This window comes from Pantoea endophytica (assembly GCF_002858935.1).
In the GTDB taxonomy this organism is placed as follows: Bacteria; Pseudomonadota; Gammaproteobacteria; order Enterobacterales; family Enterobacteriaceae; genus Pantoea; species Pantoea leporis.
Genome location: NZ_PJRT01000007.1, coordinates 187,126 through 203,236 on the forward strand (window position 1 = coordinate 187,126; position 16,111 = coordinate 203,236).

The 16,111-nt window shown below is 55.4% G+C and carries 15 protein-coding genes and 1 other RNA gene; 10 read left to right on the top strand and 6 right to left on the bottom strand.

Annotated features, from left to right (window positions below):
• Nucleotides 1–89 precede the first annotated feature (89 nt).
• The 3 genes from fbaA to argO all read left to right on the top strand — a co-directional run bounded on the left by fbaA (nucleotide 90) and on the right by argO (nucleotide 2,984).
• A complete protein-coding gene (gene fbaA / locus PZBJ_RS07455; protein WP_101761938.1) occupies nucleotides 90–1,169 on the top strand; it encodes a class II fructose-bisphosphate aldolase in 1,080 nt (359 codons plus the stop codon).
• Nucleotides 1,170–1,356: 187 nt separating this feature from the next.
• The gene (mscS, locus tag PZBJ_RS07460) at nucleotides 1,357–2,232 is read left to right on the top strand and encodes a small-conductance mechanosensitive channel MscS (RefSeq protein WP_101761939.1); all 876 of its coding nucleotides are present in this window, start codon (nucleotides 1,357–1,359) and stop codon (nucleotides 2,230–2,232) included.
• Between the two features lie 128 nt (nucleotides 2,233–2,360).
• A complete protein-coding gene (argO, locus tag PZBJ_RS07465; protein ID WP_101761940.1) occupies nucleotides 2,361–2,984 on the top strand; it encodes an arginine exporter ArgO in 624 nt (207 codons plus the stop codon).
• Here the strand turns inward: argO and PZBJ_RS07470 are convergent.
• Nucleotides 2,981–5,239 (bottom strand): FAD-dependent oxidoreductase, encoded by a 2,259-nt coding sequence (locus PZBJ_RS07470; RefSeq protein ID WP_420818498.1) that lies wholly within the window; start codon nucleotides 5,237–5,239, stop codon nucleotides 2,981–2,983. The two genes, argO and PZBJ_RS07470, sit on opposite strands and share 4 nt — an antisense overlap.
• 57 nt (nucleotides 5,240–5,296) lie before the next feature.
• On the opposite strand from PZBJ_RS07470, the gene PZBJ_RS07475 reads away from it, so the two are divergent.
• A complete protein-coding gene (locus PZBJ_RS07475; RefSeq protein WP_101761942.1) occupies nucleotides 5,297–5,995 on the top strand; it encodes an IclR family transcriptional regulator in 699 nt (232 codons plus the stop codon).
• Here PZBJ_RS07475 and PZBJ_RS07480 read toward each other — a convergent pair.
• Nucleotides 5,982–7,289, bottom strand: a complete 1,308-nt coding sequence (locus PZBJ_RS07480; RefSeq protein WP_101761943.1) for an MFS transporter — start codon at nucleotides 7,287–7,289, stop codon at nucleotides 5,982–5,984. The two genes, PZBJ_RS07475 and PZBJ_RS07480, sit on opposite strands and share 14 nt — an antisense overlap.
• Before the next feature lie 217 nt (nucleotides 7,290–7,506).
• Between PZBJ_RS07480 and PZBJ_RS07485 the strand changes: the two genes are divergently transcribed.
• On the top strand, nucleotides 7,507–8,235 hold the full coding sequence (locus PZBJ_RS07485) for an oxidative stress defense protein (RefSeq protein WP_101761944.1): 729 nt from the start codon (nucleotides 7,507–7,509) through the stop codon (nucleotides 8,233–8,235).
• 38 nt (nucleotides 8,236–8,273) lie between these two features.
• Here PZBJ_RS07485 and PZBJ_RS07490 read toward each other — a convergent pair whose 3' ends face one another.
• Nucleotides 8,274–9,179, bottom strand: a complete 906-nt coding sequence (locus PZBJ_RS07490; protein WP_007890292.1) for a LysR family transcriptional regulator ArgP — start codon at nucleotides 9,177–9,179, stop codon at nucleotides 8,274–8,276.
• Between the two features lie 181 nt (nucleotides 9,180–9,360).
• On the opposite strand from PZBJ_RS07490, the gene rpiA reads away from it, so the two are divergent.
• Nucleotides 9,361–10,020, top strand: coding sequence for a ribose-5-phosphate isomerase RpiA (rpiA, locus tag PZBJ_RS07495; RefSeq protein WP_101761945.1), 660 nt, complete (start codon nucleotides 9,361–9,363; stop codon nucleotides 10,018–10,020).
• Nucleotides 10,021–10,299: 279 nt separating this feature from the next.
• Nucleotides 10,300–11,538 (top strand): phosphoglycerate dehydrogenase, encoded by a 1,239-nt coding sequence (gene serA / locus PZBJ_RS07500; RefSeq protein WP_101761946.1) that lies wholly within the window; start codon nucleotides 10,300–10,302, stop codon nucleotides 11,536–11,538.
• A 38-nt stretch (nucleotides 11,539–11,576) separates the two neighbouring features.
• Here the strand turns inward: serA and PZBJ_RS07505 are convergent, their stop codons facing one another.
• The 3 genes from PZBJ_RS07505 to zapA form a co-directional block, all read right to left on the bottom strand.
• Nucleotides 11,577–12,173, bottom strand: coding sequence for a 5-formyltetrahydrofolate cyclo-ligase (locus PZBJ_RS07505; protein WP_101761947.1), 597 nt, complete (start codon nucleotides 12,171–12,173; stop codon nucleotides 11,577–11,579).
• A gap of 80 nt (nucleotides 12,174–12,253) precedes the next feature.
• Nucleotides 12,254–12,437: non-coding RNA, 6S RNA (gene ssrS / locus PZBJ_RS07510), on the bottom strand.
• 39 nt (nucleotides 12,438–12,476) lie between these two features.
• Entirely contained in the window at nucleotides 12,477–12,806 is a 330-nt protein-coding gene (zapA, locus tag PZBJ_RS07515; protein ID WP_007890288.1) for a cell division protein ZapA, read from the bottom strand.
• Between the two features lie 170 nt (nucleotides 12,807–12,976).
• On the opposite strand from zapA, the gene PZBJ_RS07520 reads away from it, so the two are divergent.
• From PZBJ_RS07520 to ubiH, 3 genes are read left to right on the top strand one after another with little or no spacing between them, the layout of a single operon-like run.
• Nucleotides 12,977–13,558, top strand: coding sequence for a YecA/YgfB family protein (locus tag PZBJ_RS07520; protein ID WP_101761948.1), 582 nt, complete (start codon nucleotides 12,977–12,979; stop codon nucleotides 13,556–13,558).
• A gap of 50 nt (nucleotides 13,559–13,608) precedes the next feature.
• Nucleotides 13,609–14,931 (top strand): Xaa-Pro aminopeptidase, encoded by a 1,323-nt coding sequence (pepP, locus tag PZBJ_RS07525; protein ID WP_101761949.1) that lies wholly within the window; start codon nucleotides 13,609–13,611, stop codon nucleotides 14,929–14,931.
• Nucleotides 14,928–16,106: a 2-octaprenyl-6-methoxyphenyl hydroxylase gene (gene ubiH, locus PZBJ_RS07530; RefSeq protein WP_101761950.1), complete on the top strand. Its 1,179-nt coding sequence runs from the start codon at nucleotides 14,928–14,930 to the stop codon at nucleotides 16,104–16,106. The genes pepP and ubiH overlap by 4 nt, the downstream gene beginning before the upstream one ends.
• Nucleotides 16,107–16,111: the final 5 nt, after the last annotated feature.

Sequence of the window (16,111 nt, forward strand, 5' to 3'; positions counted from 1 at the left end):
GCTTGGGCGTCGCCTGAAGGCTAGCCCTTTATGGGGCAAACAAATCGCAATCCCTTCGGGGATGAACGGTAACGAAACGGGACACAAACATGTCTAAAATTTTTGATTTCGTAAAACCCGGCGTTGTCACTGGTGACGACGTTCAGAAAATTTTCCAGGTAGCGAAAGAGAACAAATTCGCTCTGCCAGCAGTTAACTGCGTCGGCACGGATTCTATTAACGCGGTATTGGAAGCTGCGGCCAAAGTGAAAGCGCCGGTCATCGTTCAGTTCTCCAATGGTGGTGCTGCCTTCATCGCCGGTAAAGGTTTCAAAACCGACAAGCCGCAGGGCGCGGCTATCTTCGGCGCTATCGCGGGTGCATACCATGTGCATCTGATGGCTGAACAGTACGGCGTGCCAGTAATTCTGCATACCGACCACTGTGCCAAGAAACTGCTGCCGTGGATCGACGGTCTGCTGGACGCGGGTGAAGAGCACTTCAAGAAAACCGGTAAGCCGCTGTTCTCTTCTCACATGATCGACCTGTCTGAAGAGTCTCTGGAAGAGAACATCGAAATCTCTTCTAAGTATCTGGCGCGCATGGCCAAACTGGATATGACCCTGGAAATCGAACTGGGTTGTACCGGTGGCGAAGAAGACGGCGTGGACAACAGCCACATGGACGCTTCTGCGCTGTACACTCAGCCAGAAGACGTTGATTACGCTTACACCGAGCTGAGCAAAATCAGCCCACGTTTCACCATCGCTGCTTCATTCGGCAACGTGCACGGCGTGTACAAGCCAGGCAACGTGAAACTGACGCCGACCATCCTGCGTGATTCTCAGGAATACGTGACTAAAAAACACAACTTGCCGCATAACGCGCTGAACTTTGTGTTCCACGGTGGTTCAGGTTCTTCTGCTGCAGAAATCGAAGAGTCTATCGGCTACGGCGTGATCAAGATGAACATCGATACCGACACCCAATGGGCAACGTGGGACGGTATTCTGCAGTACTACAAAAAGAACGAAGACTATTTGCAAGGCCAGTTGGGTAACCCAAATGGTTCAGATAGCCCGAACAAGAAATATTACGATCCACGCGTGTGGCTGCGTTCTGCTCAGGCTTCAATGGTTGTTCGCCTGGAGCAGGCTTTCAAAGAGCTTAACGCTGTCGACGTACTGTAATTTTCGGTACAGTACAAAAAAGGCCCGCAAGGGCCTTTTTTTATGCGTCTCATTCAGAAAATCCCACGAATTCAGGCCATTTTTGGCGCTTCGCCTTATTTTTGTTTACCCTTGTATTCGGAGTGTCGGAGTCAATCTGGCAGTTTATGGCAATTTCCCGCGGGAAACTCAACAACAGGGCTAACAAATGGAAGATTTACATGTCGTTGATGGCATTAATAGTGCTGGTGGATGGCTGATACGTAATCAGGCGTTGATCCTGAGCTATGCGGTCAATATTGTGGCGGCGATTATTACCATCATCATTGGTATGTTCATTGCGCGCATCGTCTCCAATGCGATTAACCGCGTTCTGCTGGCGCGTCATATTGATGCCACTGTGGCAGATTTCCTTTCTGCAATGGTGCGCTACGGAATTATCGCTTTTACCGTCATTGCTGCACTGGGACGCGTTGGCGTACAAACCGCCTCTGTGATTGCCGTGCTGGGTGCTGCTGGCTTGGCTGTGGGTTTGGCGCTGCAAGGTTCGCTGTCCAACCTGGCTGCTGGCGTGCTGTTGGTGACCTTCCGCCCGTTCAAAACCGGTGAGTTTGTCGATCTCGGCGGCGTGATGGGTACCGTACAGAACGTGCAGATTTTCTCCACTACGCTGAAAAGCGCTGATGGCAAAATCGTGGTGGTACCCAACGGTAAAATTATCGCCGGCAATATCGTTAACTATTCACGTGAACCGATCCGTCGCAACGAGTTCATTATTGGTGTGGCTTACGATGCGGATGTCGATCAGGTTATTAGCCTGTTGCGTGAAGTGGTTGATGCGGACGAGCGCGTACTGCAAGACCTCGGCGTACAGATCGGCCTAAATGAACTGGCGGCTTCATCGCTCAACTTTGTGGTGCGTTGCTGGAGTAAAAGCAGCGATCTGCAAAACGTCTATTGGGATCTGATGAAGAACTTCAAACGTACGCTGGACGCGAACGGCATCGGCATTCCTTACCCGCAGATGGATGTGCATCTGCATCAGGTGAAGAGCGAGCAACAACAGCCTGCACGCAGCGAATAATAGAGAAGGGCACCTGCGGGTGCCTTTTTTATTACTCATGCTAATAGCCTATTAAATATTTCAATTTCCTCTAATATCTTCGCGTCACTATACTGCACCGCATCTCCCCAGTTATTAAGGTTATTTCCGTGTTATCTGTTTATTTACAAGGGCTTGCCCTTGGTGCTGCGCTGATTTTGCCGTTAGGCCCGCAAAATGCTTTTGTGATGAATCAGGGCATTAAGCGCCATTACCACCTGATGACCGCATCGCTGTGTACCCTTAGCGATATTGCGCTGATCTGTGGTGGGATTTTTGGCGGCAGCGCGTTGCTGAATCAATCGCCTCTCTTACTGATGCTGATCACTTGGGCGGGCGTGGCGTTTTTGCTGTGGTACGGTTGGGGCGCGCTGCGCGCTGCATCGCAAGGTGATGTGTCGCTGGCATCTGATGCGGAGATAAAGCAAGGTCGCTGGCGCATCATCGCTACTATTCTGGCGGTGACCTGGCTCAATCCGCACGTCTATCTCGACACCTTTGTGGTGCTCGGCAGCCTCGGTAGCCAGCTTCCGTCTGAAGAAGCGCGTCGTTGGTTTGCATTTGGCACCGTGAGTGCCTCAATTATCTGGTTCTTCGGCCTGGCGCTGCTGGCCGCGTGGCTGTCGCCGCGGCTGCGCACCGTGCGGGCGCAGCGCATTATCAATTTGCTGGTCGGCGGCGTGATGTGGTTTATCGCCATTCAGCTGGCGCGTCAGGGCATTGCTGCACTCTAATGCAGATGTAATCCGTACAGTGCGGGCAGCGCGCCCGCACTGGCGAGCAACTCCAGTCGAATCTGGCTAAAAATCACGCCTTCTGGCACCGCGTGATGACACAGCGAGTGATGATTTTCCGTCACGTCTGCCAAAAGCATCTCATCCAGCCATACGCGATAATGTGTGGTGCAGTGCGGCGTCACAGCCTGTGCGTGGCCCATTTGCACCGTTTCCATCGCATGGTCGAAGTCGTTGTCAAACAGCAAGGTAATGTGTTTCGCCTGCTGCGGTTCATTCCAATGCCAGCTGACGTTGGGATGCGTGTCATCCTGCGCCGGCACCCAGCAGTTAGTGTGCTGTTCCGGGCGCAGCTTGCCGTTGAGCAGATAGTCGCCGTGCCAAAGCTGCAGCGGCGTTTCCAGCGCAAAGGCCAGCAGGATTTGCTGTGGAGCCCGGCGCGGCAGCCAGAAATCAAACTCATCAACGCCGTAATCGCCATCGTTAATCTGGCGTGTGCGTTTCGCCACGCGCGGATTGAGACTGTTGAACACCATCATCACGCCCGGCAAACGCTGGCTGGTTAATGCAACCTCAATCGCAGCGTTCTCCTCAAAGGCGATAAATACATAGCGATCGCATTCGGCGCGATAATCAAAGCTCAGTCGATAAGTGCCTTGCTCAGTAACCGTGATACTTTGCGTGCTCAGTTGGCAGTCGCCGCAGGTATTGGCCGGATTAGTGCTGGTGAGCAGCGATACCTCTAATTTCTGCGCGTTGGCGGCACGCAGCTGCACGCTGATTGCCGGCAAGCGTTCGCCCGCTTTGAGCGGCAGCAGCAACGCACAGCGAGATTGCAGCGGCTGCCAACCGGCATCGGCGGGCAGGGCGCGCAACTCTAAGGTGCTGCTCACCGTGACATGCGCCTCGCGCGCTGGGTTGGCCAACGGATGTCGCGGGATAAACGCACCCTGACGCAGCAGATGCTGCTGCAGCTGCCCAACGCGCTCAGGCTGCGCCAGTTCGGCGGGCGTGATCTGCTGTTGCTGGCACAGCGCCGCCGCGCGGCCCACCACTTCGCCCAGCACGCCGCAGGTGCACATGACGCGTGCGCTGCCAAAGGCGACGTGCGTAGCGGAGATCAGTCGGCCGGTGAGCAGCAGATTGTCCAGCGACTGGCTGTAGAGCGCGCGGAAGGGAATGGTGTAAGTCCCTTTGCTGTGGAACTGACGACAGCCATCGTGTTCGCTGTAGACGCCGTCGGCCGGATGCAGATCAATCGACCAGCCGCCATATGCCACTGCATCGTAGTGGTCGCGTTGTTCGATGATGTCCTGCTGGCACAGCATCGTCTCGCCGAGAAAACGCCGGCTCTCGCGCTTGCCGGGAATCAGGCCAACCCATTCGATGGTGAGGTTATCGGCATCGGGAAATTCACCGGAGTTTTTGATGTAATCCCACACGCCCCAGACAATTTTCCATAGTTCCCACTTGATGGTTTCGCTCTCATGCACGGTATCGAGCCGTCCGCCCCATTCCAGCCACCATAAATCGCAGCCGTTCAGCTCTGAACTTAGCCGTTTATAGCGCGGAATGGCGGTGATCTCTTTTAGTGCGAAAGAGGGCGCAACGAAGCGTACCGGTTGTGCCGTGCGCTTGGTGTAGAAGTAAATGGAATGACCGAGCTTGTGGCCGAAATTCTCGCCCGGCGCCATCTTCTCGCCAAACTCCTCCACGGATTCCGCGCCCACGCGATGCGCCGCACCGGCCAGATAGCCCAATACGCCATCGCCGCTGGCATCGATAAATTGTGTAGCCGAAACCCGATAACGCGTTTGATTAATGGCGTTAAACGCCTGCACTGACAGCAAACGGCGGCCAGATTTTTCGATATCGGTCACCACCGTATTGAGCAGCAAAGTCAGGCCGGGCTGCGCCTGTACGATGTCCAGCAGCACCATATCGAACAGTACCGGATTGCCCTCTTTATTGCGCCACAGGTTCTCCTCCATGATCTCGCCCATGATGCCGCCTTCGCGCGCCCAGCGATTGTTATTGCCCATGTGTGAGGTCGCACCGTTGGCCCACAAGCGCACTTCGCTGGAAGCGTTACCGCCCAGCACCGGGCGATCCTGAATCAGCACCACATCCAGGCCATCGCGTGCGGCGGCCAGCGCGGCACACACGCCCGCCAGTCCACCGCCGACGATCAGTAACTCCGCTTGTAGTCGTTGTTGCGGAAAGTGGCGCTCATTTTGCGTAGAGAAAGTCTGCATCATTTCATTCCTCTGACTCTAAGGCTAAGATTGGAGTTTGCCCGCCGCAGGTGATCTATGTCTTCTCAACCGAACCAAAGCCTGATTGACGGTATTCGCTGTCTGCAATATCTGGTGTCCAGTGACAAGGCCGTGGGTTGCCGTGAACTGGCGCGCCAGATGGGGATGAACAGCACGCGTGTGAATCGATTGCTGATGACCATGGCGTCGATTGGACTGACGACGCAGGATGAGCATCGACGCTATCTGCCTGGCCCCGGTATTCACGCGCTGGCGGCACAGGCGATTCGCGGATCTTCGCTGTTCGCGCAGGCGTTGCCGCAGCTGGAACGCCACGCGCCGCGCGATATCGTGGTGGCGCTGGGCGTGTTGTGGGAGGATCAGGTGATCTACATCTGGCACTCGGAACCCGGTGAACGCATTAACGCCAGCCAGGCGCTGGCCGGTTTCCGCATGCTGCCCGCGTGGCAATCGGTGATTGGCGTGTCGTTGCTGGCGGCGGAAAGTGACGAGGCGCTGCGCCCGCGTTTTAGCGAAGAACAGTGGCTGCAAATCGCGCCGCTGCTGGCTCGTAAGCGTGCTGAGGGTTACCTGATCTGGCACCGCGATGATGGCGAAATCAGTATGGCGCAGCCGATTGATCACAATCGCGCGGCATTGGCGTTCGCCAAAATCTGGCAGGACGATGAGGCGCACCTCGCGCAGCGCCTGCAACAGTTGCAATCGCTGGCGCAAACCGTGTTCACCCCGCGCTAACATGATCGATTTTCCCGACAATAAACAGGTAACTGCAGATGCCAATCGCGGCCAGCACGGCAATAAATGCCAGGGCTGGCGCGAAGTTATCGCCGTCTATTAACGCACCAATGGCAATCGGTACCACGATGGATGACAGCGCACCGGTAAAGTTAAATACCCCGCCCGCCAGACCAATCAAGTGGCGCGGCGCCAGCGCCGTGACAAACACCCAGGTAATGGTCGCCAGGCCGTTGCCGAAGAACGCCAGCGACATAAACAGAATAATCAGCGTGGAATCGTCGGTGTAATTGGCACCAAGGATAAACAGCGTCAGGAACAGGCCGAGAATCACCGGTAGCTTGCGCGCCACGCTAGCGGAGATACCGCGACGTATCATGCGATCTGAGGCAAATCCGGCCAGCAGCACGCCGCAGAAGGCGGCGAAGTAGGGCACCGAAGCAACGTAGCCGCTTTTGATGAAGCCCATGTGACGATACTCCACCAGATACGTCGGGAACCAGGTGAGGAAGAACCAGAAGGTGGCGGAAATTGTGAACTGGCCAATGTAGATGCCGACCAATTTACGACTGCGGAACATCTGCGCCAAATCGCCCCAGCGCGCTATGGGCTGCTGCGAATTTTGTCGACTCTCCAGCAGCGCACCGTTGTCACGCAAATAGCTGAGCTCAGCTTTTGACACGCCTTGATGCTGATTCGGCTCGCGGTAGAGCCAATACCACACCAGCGCCCAAATCATCCCCGCAAGTCCGGTGATCAAAAACAGTCCGCGCCAGCCAAAAGCATCCTGCAGATGAAACAGCAGCGGCGTCATACACGCCAGGCCGACAAACTGCGCTGAGGAGTAAATGCCGATGGCACTGGCGCGCTCTTGCTCCGGGAACCAGCTAGAGATCACCCGGTTGTTGGAGGGCATCACCGGCGCTTCAAAAGCACCGACGCCGAGCCGCAGACCAAATAGCGCGCCAAAGCTGTTGGCAAGCGCGTGCAGCGCGGTGATCAGCGACCAGGCAAATAAACCGACGCCATAAACCACGCGCGCGCCAAGGCGATCGATGAGGAAGCCGCCGGGGATCTGTAGCGCAGCGTAGATCCAGCCAAAGGCGGAAAAGATCAATCCCATCTCCATGGGCGAGAAGCGCAATTCGCCAGCCATTGCCGTAGCGGCAACCGACAGGTTAGTGCGATCCATATAGTTGATAATGATGTTAATAAACACCAGACCGAGCATCAGAAAGCGCGTACGTCCCGCGCGAGCGCTGGCAACGGTTTGGCTAAGTGGCTGTTCTGTCATTGGCAACTCTCCCGAACTCAGGGGTGTTTCTTTAATAGAAACGAATAAGTGTTTTATTGGCGAATCCGTACAGCTAAATTTGCGATCGCGGCTACGTTAAAAAGGAGATTGCTCGAACTTTTGAGCCGTTTACTAATCAGATAAGCACACATGTTAATGTGTTTTGGGTTTAGCCATAATGGCGACCTGCAAATTGAATCCCTCAAGGAGGACTTTCGTGAAACTGAAAGCACTGGCGCTGGCCGCCGTAATGAGCACGGGCGCACTGTCCGGTTTAGTTCAGGCAGGCGAATTGCCAAATGGACCGCATGTGGTGACTTCTGGACAGGCAAGCGTTGATGCCACGCCAGATCTCGCGACGCTCGCGATTGTGGTGAATGTTTCGTCGAAAGACGCGGCAGAAGCGAAGAAACAAGCTGATGATCGCGTGGCGCAATATTTCGATTTCCTGCAAAAGAACGGTATCGAGAAAAAAGATATTGATGCGGCAAACCTCAGCACGCAGCCAGAGTACGATTACACCAAAGAAGGTAAGTCGGTACTGAAAGGCTATCGTGCCGAGCGTCAGGTACAGGTAACGCTGCGCCAGCTGGACAAACTCAACGAGCTGTTGGATGGCGCGTTAAAATCTGGCCTGAATGAAATTCGTTCGGTCGAGTTAGGTGTGGCGAATCCGGACAGCTACAAAGAGAAGGCGCGTAAAGTGGCCATCGCTAATGCTACGCAGCAGGCTAACGCGCTGGCAGAAGGGTTTAACGCTAAGTTAGGTTCGGTTTACAGCATCCGCTATCACGTTGCGAACTATCAACCGATGCCGATGGCGCGCATGTATAAGGCCGCCGCAGTACAAGCTGATACCACCGCGCAGCAAACTTACGAGCAGCAGAGCATTCACTTTGACGATCAGGTGGATGTCGTCTTTGAAATCAAACCAAACACGCCGTAAGGTTTGATATCAGGTCGCCATGAAGGGCGACCTGATCTTTACGCGGGCAACACATCCTGACGCAGCACGCGATGTCCGTGCGCAATCAGCGCGTCGGTCACGCTGCGCATTAAACGACTTTCCGGCGCAAACCGGTGCCAGTACAGCATACGACGCTGATACAGGCCTGGCGTCAAATCCACCAGTTCACCTTGCGCTAACTCGCGCTCAATCTGCAGATGCGGAATCATACAGCACACCGAACCCTGACGCGCCAGCTGCACAAAGGCTTCTGACGAGTTAACGATGTGGCAAGGCACGCTGCCCGGCGACAGGTCAAAGTTCTGCTGTAAAAACGCCTGATGCATATCGTCCAGATGATCAAATGCCACCGCCGGCGCTTTCAGCAGCGCAGAGCGTGTTACGCCGTTCGGGAAATAGCGAGCAGCAAAATCAGGTGAGGCGCAGAACAGATAATCGAGCGCACCCAGTTGATCCACCAGACAGCTTGGCAGCGGCTGCGGCTGAATACTCACCGCGCCGACCACTTCACCGCGACGTAGGCGTTCCTGCGTGCGGGTTTCATCTTCCACCTGCAAATTCAGGCGCACTGGGGAATCGGCCAGCACGTCTTTCAGCGCGGGCAGCAGCCAGGTGGCCAGGCTGTCGGCGTTGACCGCCAGCGACAGCAACAGCGGCGTGGTTCCACCGTTATCATCACCCAGCCACTCCTCTTCCAGCAGTTCAACCTGATGCAACAACGCCAGTAACTTTTGTCCCTGCTCGGTCGGACGCGGCGGCACGGTGCGCACCAGCAGCGGCTGACCAAATAAATTTTCCAGCTGTTTAATACGCTGCGAAACCGCCGATTGGGTAATGCAGAGTTTTTGTGCCGCACGCTCAAAGCCGCGCTCGCGAATCACAGCATCCAGCGCCTGAAGCGTTCGATAATCCGGGCGTTTCATTGTTGTTCTCTCTCGTTCAGGGTGGACATTACTATGCCATAAAACTGTCAAATTGTGCTGCGGCGCATTTTTGCGGGCTGGCTTCCAAAGCGTTAAATCGGCTGTCTAACTGTCGCGCTTTTTTACAGCGCCTTGTTTTATACTACGCGCACTTCGATGTCGCACAGGTTTTAAACATACCATGACCCAGGATGAACTGAAAAAAGCGGTAGGTTGGGCAGCCCTGCAGTACGTAGAGCCCGGCACCATTGTCGGCGTAGGCACGGGATCGACGGCAGCGCATTTTATTGATGCACTCAGCACCATGAAGAATCAGATTGAAGGTGCGGTTTCCAGCTCGGAAGCCTCAACGGAGAAACTGAAAGCGCTGGGCATTCACATCTTCGATCTCAACGAAATTGATGAACTGTCGGTGTACGTTGATGGCGCCGATGAGATCAATCCGCAGATGCAGATGATCAAAGGCGGTGGCGCAGCGCTGACGCGTGAGAAAATCGTTGCGGCGGTGGCGAAGAAATTTGTCTGCATTGCCGATGCATCGAAAGAAGTTGATGTGCTGGGCCATTTCCCGCTGCCGGTTGAAGTGATTCCGATGGCGCGTTCGTATGTGGCGCGTGAACTGGTCAAACTCGGCGGCTTGCCGGAGTATCGCCAGAACGTCATTACCGACAACGGCAACATTATTCTCGACGTGCATAATCTGCGTATTCTCGATCCCATTAAGCTGGAAAAAACCATTAATGCGCTGCCGGGCGTAGTGACCGTTGGCCTGTTTGCGGGACGTGGTGCGGACGTCGCACTGATTGGTACCGCAGAAGGCGTGAAAACCATCGTAAAATGATCTGTCCGGCGCGCGTAATGCGCCGGTTATTTCCATCCGCAAAACATCTTTTCTCACCAGGCTGAAATTTGGTGACTTATGTCACAAAAGATTCATCAGCAGTAAGTTCGTACTTCGTCCATTAAGGATGTCACGATTTTGTACGGCATTGTGCTGTCTCCGCGTGGGCGCGTGCTGGCTCCCAGGCAATCGTTTGTATTGCTGCGCACGAAATTTTTGATATTTTGACAGAAGGCTACCTTATGGTAGTCCTCATTGAATTCTGAATAGGGTCGGGAAATGGCAAAGGTATCACTGGAAAAAGACAAGATTAAGTTCCTGCTGGTGGAAGGCGTTCACCAGAGTGCGCTGGAAAACCTGCGTGCAGCAGGCTACACCAACATCGAGTTTCACAAAGGGGCGCTGGATGCGGAGTCGCTGAAATCCTCCATCCGCGATGCGCACTTCATTGGTATCCGTTCCCGTACCCAACTGACTGAAGAGATCTTTGCTGCCGCAGAAAAGCTGGTAGCAGTCGGCTGCTTCTGTATCGGTACCAACCAGGTTGATCTCGGTGCAGCGGCGAAACGCGGTGTGCCGGTGTTCAACGCGCCGTTCTCCAACACCCGTTCTGTTGCAGAGCTGGTGATTGGCGAAATGCTGCTGATGCTGCGTGGCATTCCGGAAGCCAACGCCAAAGCGCACCGTGGCATCTGGAATAAAGTCGCCAACGGTTCGTTTGAAGCTCGCGGCAAGAAACTGGGCATCATCGGTTACGGCCACATCGGTATGCAGCTGGGTGTACTGGCAGAAAGCCTCGGTATGCACGTGTTCTTCTACGATATCGAAAGCAAGCTGCCGCTGGGTAACGCCACTCAGGTGCGTCATCTCTCCGATCTGCTCAACATGAGCGACGTGGTCAGCCTGCACGTTCCTGAAACGCCATCCACTCAGAACATGATTGGCGCGGAAGAGCTGGCGCTGATGAAGCCGGGTGCGCTGCTGATCAACGCCGCGCGCGGTACCGTGATCGATATTCCGGCGCTGTGTGATGCCTTGGCGAATAAACATCTGTCCGGTGCCGCTATCGACGTCTTCCCGGTCGAGCCTGCGACTAACAGCGATCCGTTTAACTCACCGCTGTGCGAGTTCGATAACGTGATCCTGACGCCGCACATTGGTGGTTCAACGCAGGAAGCGCAGGAAAACATCGGTATCGAAGTGGCTGGCAAGCTGGCGAAATACTCCGACAACGGTTCTACGCTGTCTGCGGTTAACTTCCCGGAAGTCTCACTGCCGATGCATGCGGCAAGTGCTAGCCGTCTGCTGCACATCCATGAAAACCGTCCGGGTGTGCTGACCGCCATTAACCAGATTTTTGCCGAGCAGGGCATCAACATCGCCGCGCAGTATCTGCAAACCACGCCGATTATGGGCTACGTGGTGATCGATATTGATGCTGAGCAGGATGCAGCGGATAAAGCGCTGCAGGCGATGAAGGCGATTCCGGGCACCATCCGCGCCCGTCTGCTGTACTGATTAAACAGGGCGCCATTGGCGCCCTTTGTTTTTCCTGCTCACGCTTCCCACTGCCACAGTTTCGATGGCGTCAGTATCGCGGGGAGCGGCACATCCCAGGCGGCAACCGGCAATGCTTCTACGCGCTGACAATCATGTGCGATGCCCACCGGAAGAAAACCATGCTGCTGCCAGTTTTGCAGCGTGCGATCGTAGAATCCGCCACCCATTCCCAAACGTTGGCCAGCATAGTCAAACGCCACCAGCGGCACCAGCATCACATCCAGCTGATCCAACGTGGCCAGTTGCGTGATATCCAGCGGCGGTTCCGGGATGTGAAGTTTATTTGGCGCGAGTGGCGTTTCTGGCGTGTAACGGATAAACAGCAGATTGCCCGGCGAGAAGGGATGAAGCACCGGTAAATAAACCTGCTTTTTTTGCTGCCAAAGTTTGGCGATCAGTGGGCGGGTGTTGATCTCTCCATCGACAGATAAAAACAGCGCAATGCGTTGGGCATTAGCGATCGGCGCAATGTTGATGGCGTGTTCAGCCAACTGATCGGCGGCTTGTTCCTGTTGCTCAGACGTGAGATTACGGCGCAAATGGCGCACATGCTGACGGATGTCTTGACGGTCGAGAAGGGAGGGCGCTGGCATGATATCTATATCCCCGGAATAATCGCTTCTTAAAAGCGATTATATCATGCGAACCGGGGAAACAGACTTGCTACTAAATGGAGATCTCCGAGATGCCGCCGCAGGCTGTAACCCTTGAACCCTTGGTTCAAGGTGAACATGCCGTCACAACTATTAGGCTTCTCGGACGGACCGAGCATGCGCACAAATTGTGGAGCGTCACATTCTGTTGGTATGAAATATCGGCTCAGGGGACTGGCCCGCTTGCAAACATCTCAGAGAAAATTTACTTCACCGTCACTCTAACATGAGGACCATGAAGCTTTATTCAAAATTAGGGCCCTGGCGGTCAGTTATGCGACCTTGCTCTACTAACGCTTGTTCAATGGTCTGCTGCAGCATGCGGATACGTTGTTCCATGTTTGCTGCATAGTCGCGCGTCTTACCTTTCTCTTGTGCCAACTCGTGGCAGATGTTTAACGCGGCGATGAACACCAGTTGCTCTGTATTGGTGACTCTAGTGCGAACTTTTAAATCTTGCAACCGTTGATTGAGATCCTCTGCGGCCAGATTCAGCGCATCTTGCTGTTCAGGCGGGCAATTCACTCTTAACGAACGACCAAAAATTTGAATATCTACTGGTTGTGCAGACATGCCACCATCCTAACTGATTACTTCGATCGCATCTCCCTTACCGGTCAATGGGTTGGGAGGTGCGAAACTATATATACCCGAGTTATAAGTTACAACCCCTTTTCTGGAAACCCAGAGGCACCTGGTGGTAGCATAACACGAACTTATTCTGCCAACGACGACCAAAGCTTATGTCTTTACAGAACGCAACGCCGAGTTACAACGCGCTGGCCGCGGCCCTTTCACAGCAGGGCGTGGGCATGACGCCAGCCGAAATGCATGGTCTCCTTTCCGGGATTCTATGCGGCGGCAATCAGGATACCAGCTGGAAAACCATGGTTCACGATCTCACCAACGAAGGCATGGCGTTTTCGCAGAGCCTGTCTCAGCCGCTGCAGGCGCTGCATGAAAGCCTGGCGACCACGCTGGAAGACGAAGGTTTTATGTTCCAGCTGATGTTGCCGGAAGACGATGACATCACGGTATTCGATCGCGCGGATGCGCTGGCCGGTTGGGTAAACCACTTCCTGCTCGGTTTGGGTGTCACGCAGCCGAAGCTGGAGAAAGTGACCGGCGAAACTGGCGAAGCGATTGACGATCTGCGCACCATCGCACAACTTGGCTATGACGAAGATGAAGATCAGGAAGAGCTGGAGCAGTCACTCGAAGAGGTGATTGAGTACGTGCGCGTTGCCGCTCTGCTGTGCCACGACACCTTCACGCGTCCCCATCAGCCAACGGCACCAGAAGTACAGAAACCTACGCTACATTAAGCGCGTCAATGCGGGTGCGTTGTGGCCCGTCTTCAACAGGGAGTGCAAACATGATTACCTTGGATACGTTTCAACAACGTCGTCAGGCGCTGATTGCCCGCATGGCGCCAGGCAGTGCGGCGTTAATTTTTGCTGCACCTGAAGTGACGCGCAGCAACGACACCGAATACAGCTTTCGTCAAAACAGCGACTTCTGGTACTTCACCGGTTTTAATGAACCGCAGGCGCTGCTGGTCTTAATCAAAAGTGATGATAAGCACAATCACAGCGTGCTGTTCAATCGCGTGCGTGACCTGACGGCCGAAATCTGGTTTGGTCGCCGCCTTGGCCAGGATGCCGCACCGGCGAAACTGGGTGTCGATCGCGCTTTGCCGTGGGATGACATCGGCGAGCAGTTGCATCAACTGCTTAACGGCCTGGATGTGGTTTACCACGCGCAGGGCGAATACGCAGAAGCCGATCAGCTGGTGTTCAGCGCGCTGGACAAACTGCGTCGCGGCTTCCGTCAAAACCTTAGCGCGCCCGACACAGTTACCGACTGGCGTCCGTGGGTGCACGACATGCGCCTGTTCAAAAGCGCAGAAGAGATTGAGATTCTGCGCCGCGCCGGAAAAATCAGCGCGCTGGCGCACACGCGAGCGATGCAAGCCTGTCGTCCGGGCATGTTCGAATATCAGCTGGAAGGCGAAATTCATCACGAATTCAATCGCCACGGCGCGCGTTTCCCCTCGTACAACACCATTGTCGGTTCGGGCGAAAACGGCTGTATTCTGCACTACACCGAAAACGAATCGGAAATGCGCGATGGCGACTTAGTGCTGATTGACGCAGGCTGTGAATTCCACGGCTACGCGGGCGATATCACCCGCACCTTCCCGGTCAACGGCACCTTCAGCGAGCCGCAGCGCGCCATCTACGACATCGTGCTGGCTTCGCTCTACAAAGCGTTGTCGATGTTCCGTCCGGGCATCAGCATCCATGACGTTAACGACGAGGTGGTGCGCATAATGATTACCGGCCTGGTCGATCTCGGCATTCTGGATGGCAACATCGATACGCTGTTTGAAGAGCAGGCGCATCGTCCGTTCTTCATGCACGGTTTGAGTCACTGGCTGGGGCTGGATGTGCACGATGTCGGCCATTATGGCACGCCAAGCCGCGACCGCGTGCTAGAGCCGGGCATGGTGCTGACGGTTGAGCCTGGCTTGTATATCGCGCCAGATGCCAAAGTACCGCCACAATATCGCGGCATTGGCATTCGCATCGAAGATGACATCGTTATCACCGCCGACGGCAACGAAAATCTCACCGACAGCGTAGTCAAAGACGCTGACGCGATTGAAGCCTTGATGGCGGCGGCACGTCACGCATGAGCATTTTGATTGCCGGCGGCGGCATGACCGGTGCGACTTTGGCGCTGGCGATTTCACATCTGACGCAAGGCCAACTGCCGGTTACCCTGATTGAGCGCAGCCAGCCCGACAGCCGCGCGCATCCCGGTTTCGATGGACGCGCGATTGCCCTGGCGGCTGGCACCTGTCAGCAGTTAGCGGATATCGATCTGTGGCGCTCGCTGGCCGATTGCGCCACGCCCATCACCGATATTCACGTTTCCGATCGCGGTCATACCGGCTTTGTTTCGCTTAAAGCGCAAGATCATCAGTTGCCTGCGCTCGGTCAGGTGGTTGAACTGTTTGATGTCGGCCAGCGGCTGTTTCAACGCCTGCAAAAAGCGTCAGGCGTCACGCTGCGCTGCCCGGATCATGTAACTTCGGTAGCGCGTACGGCGGATAATGTGCAGGTGATGTTGAACAGCGGCGAACAGTTGGCAGGCGCATTACTGGTGGCCGCTGACGGTTCGCGTTCACCTTTAGGCGCGTCCTGCGGTATCACCTGGCAGCGCGATGATTATCAGCAGCTGGCGGTTATCGCCAACGTGTCGACGCAGTTGCCGCATCAGGGCCGCGCCTTTGAGCGCTTTACCGAATACGGCCCGCTGGCGCTGTTGCCGATGTCCGGCAACCGCATGTCGCTGGTGTGGTGCCACCCGCTTGAGGCGCAAGCAACGATTAAGCAGTGGGATGATGCGACCTTCCTGCAAGAACTGCAGCGCGCATTCGGCTGGCGTCTGGGGCGCTTCACGCATACCGGTCAACGCGAGCATTATCCGCTGGCGCTGCAAACCGCTGAACGTCAGGTGACACATCGTCTGGCGCTGGTGGGCAACGCGGCGCAAACGCTGCATCCCATTGCCGGACAAGGCTTCAACCTGGGTCTGCGCGACGTGATGTCGCTGGCGGAAACGCTGGCAGGCGCATATCGTCAGCAGCAAGATCCCGGCAGTTTCGCGGTATTACAGCATTTTGCCGCGCGACGTCAGCCCGATCGTGCCGCCACTGTTGGCGTCACTGACGGTTTAGTCCGACTGTTTGCTAACCGCTATGCGCCGTTGGTAGCAGGACGAAATCTTGGGCTGGTGGCGATGGACCATCTGCCTTGGCTACGAAATCCACTTGCCGCGCGCACGCTCGGCTGGGTTAAGCGTTAAGCACG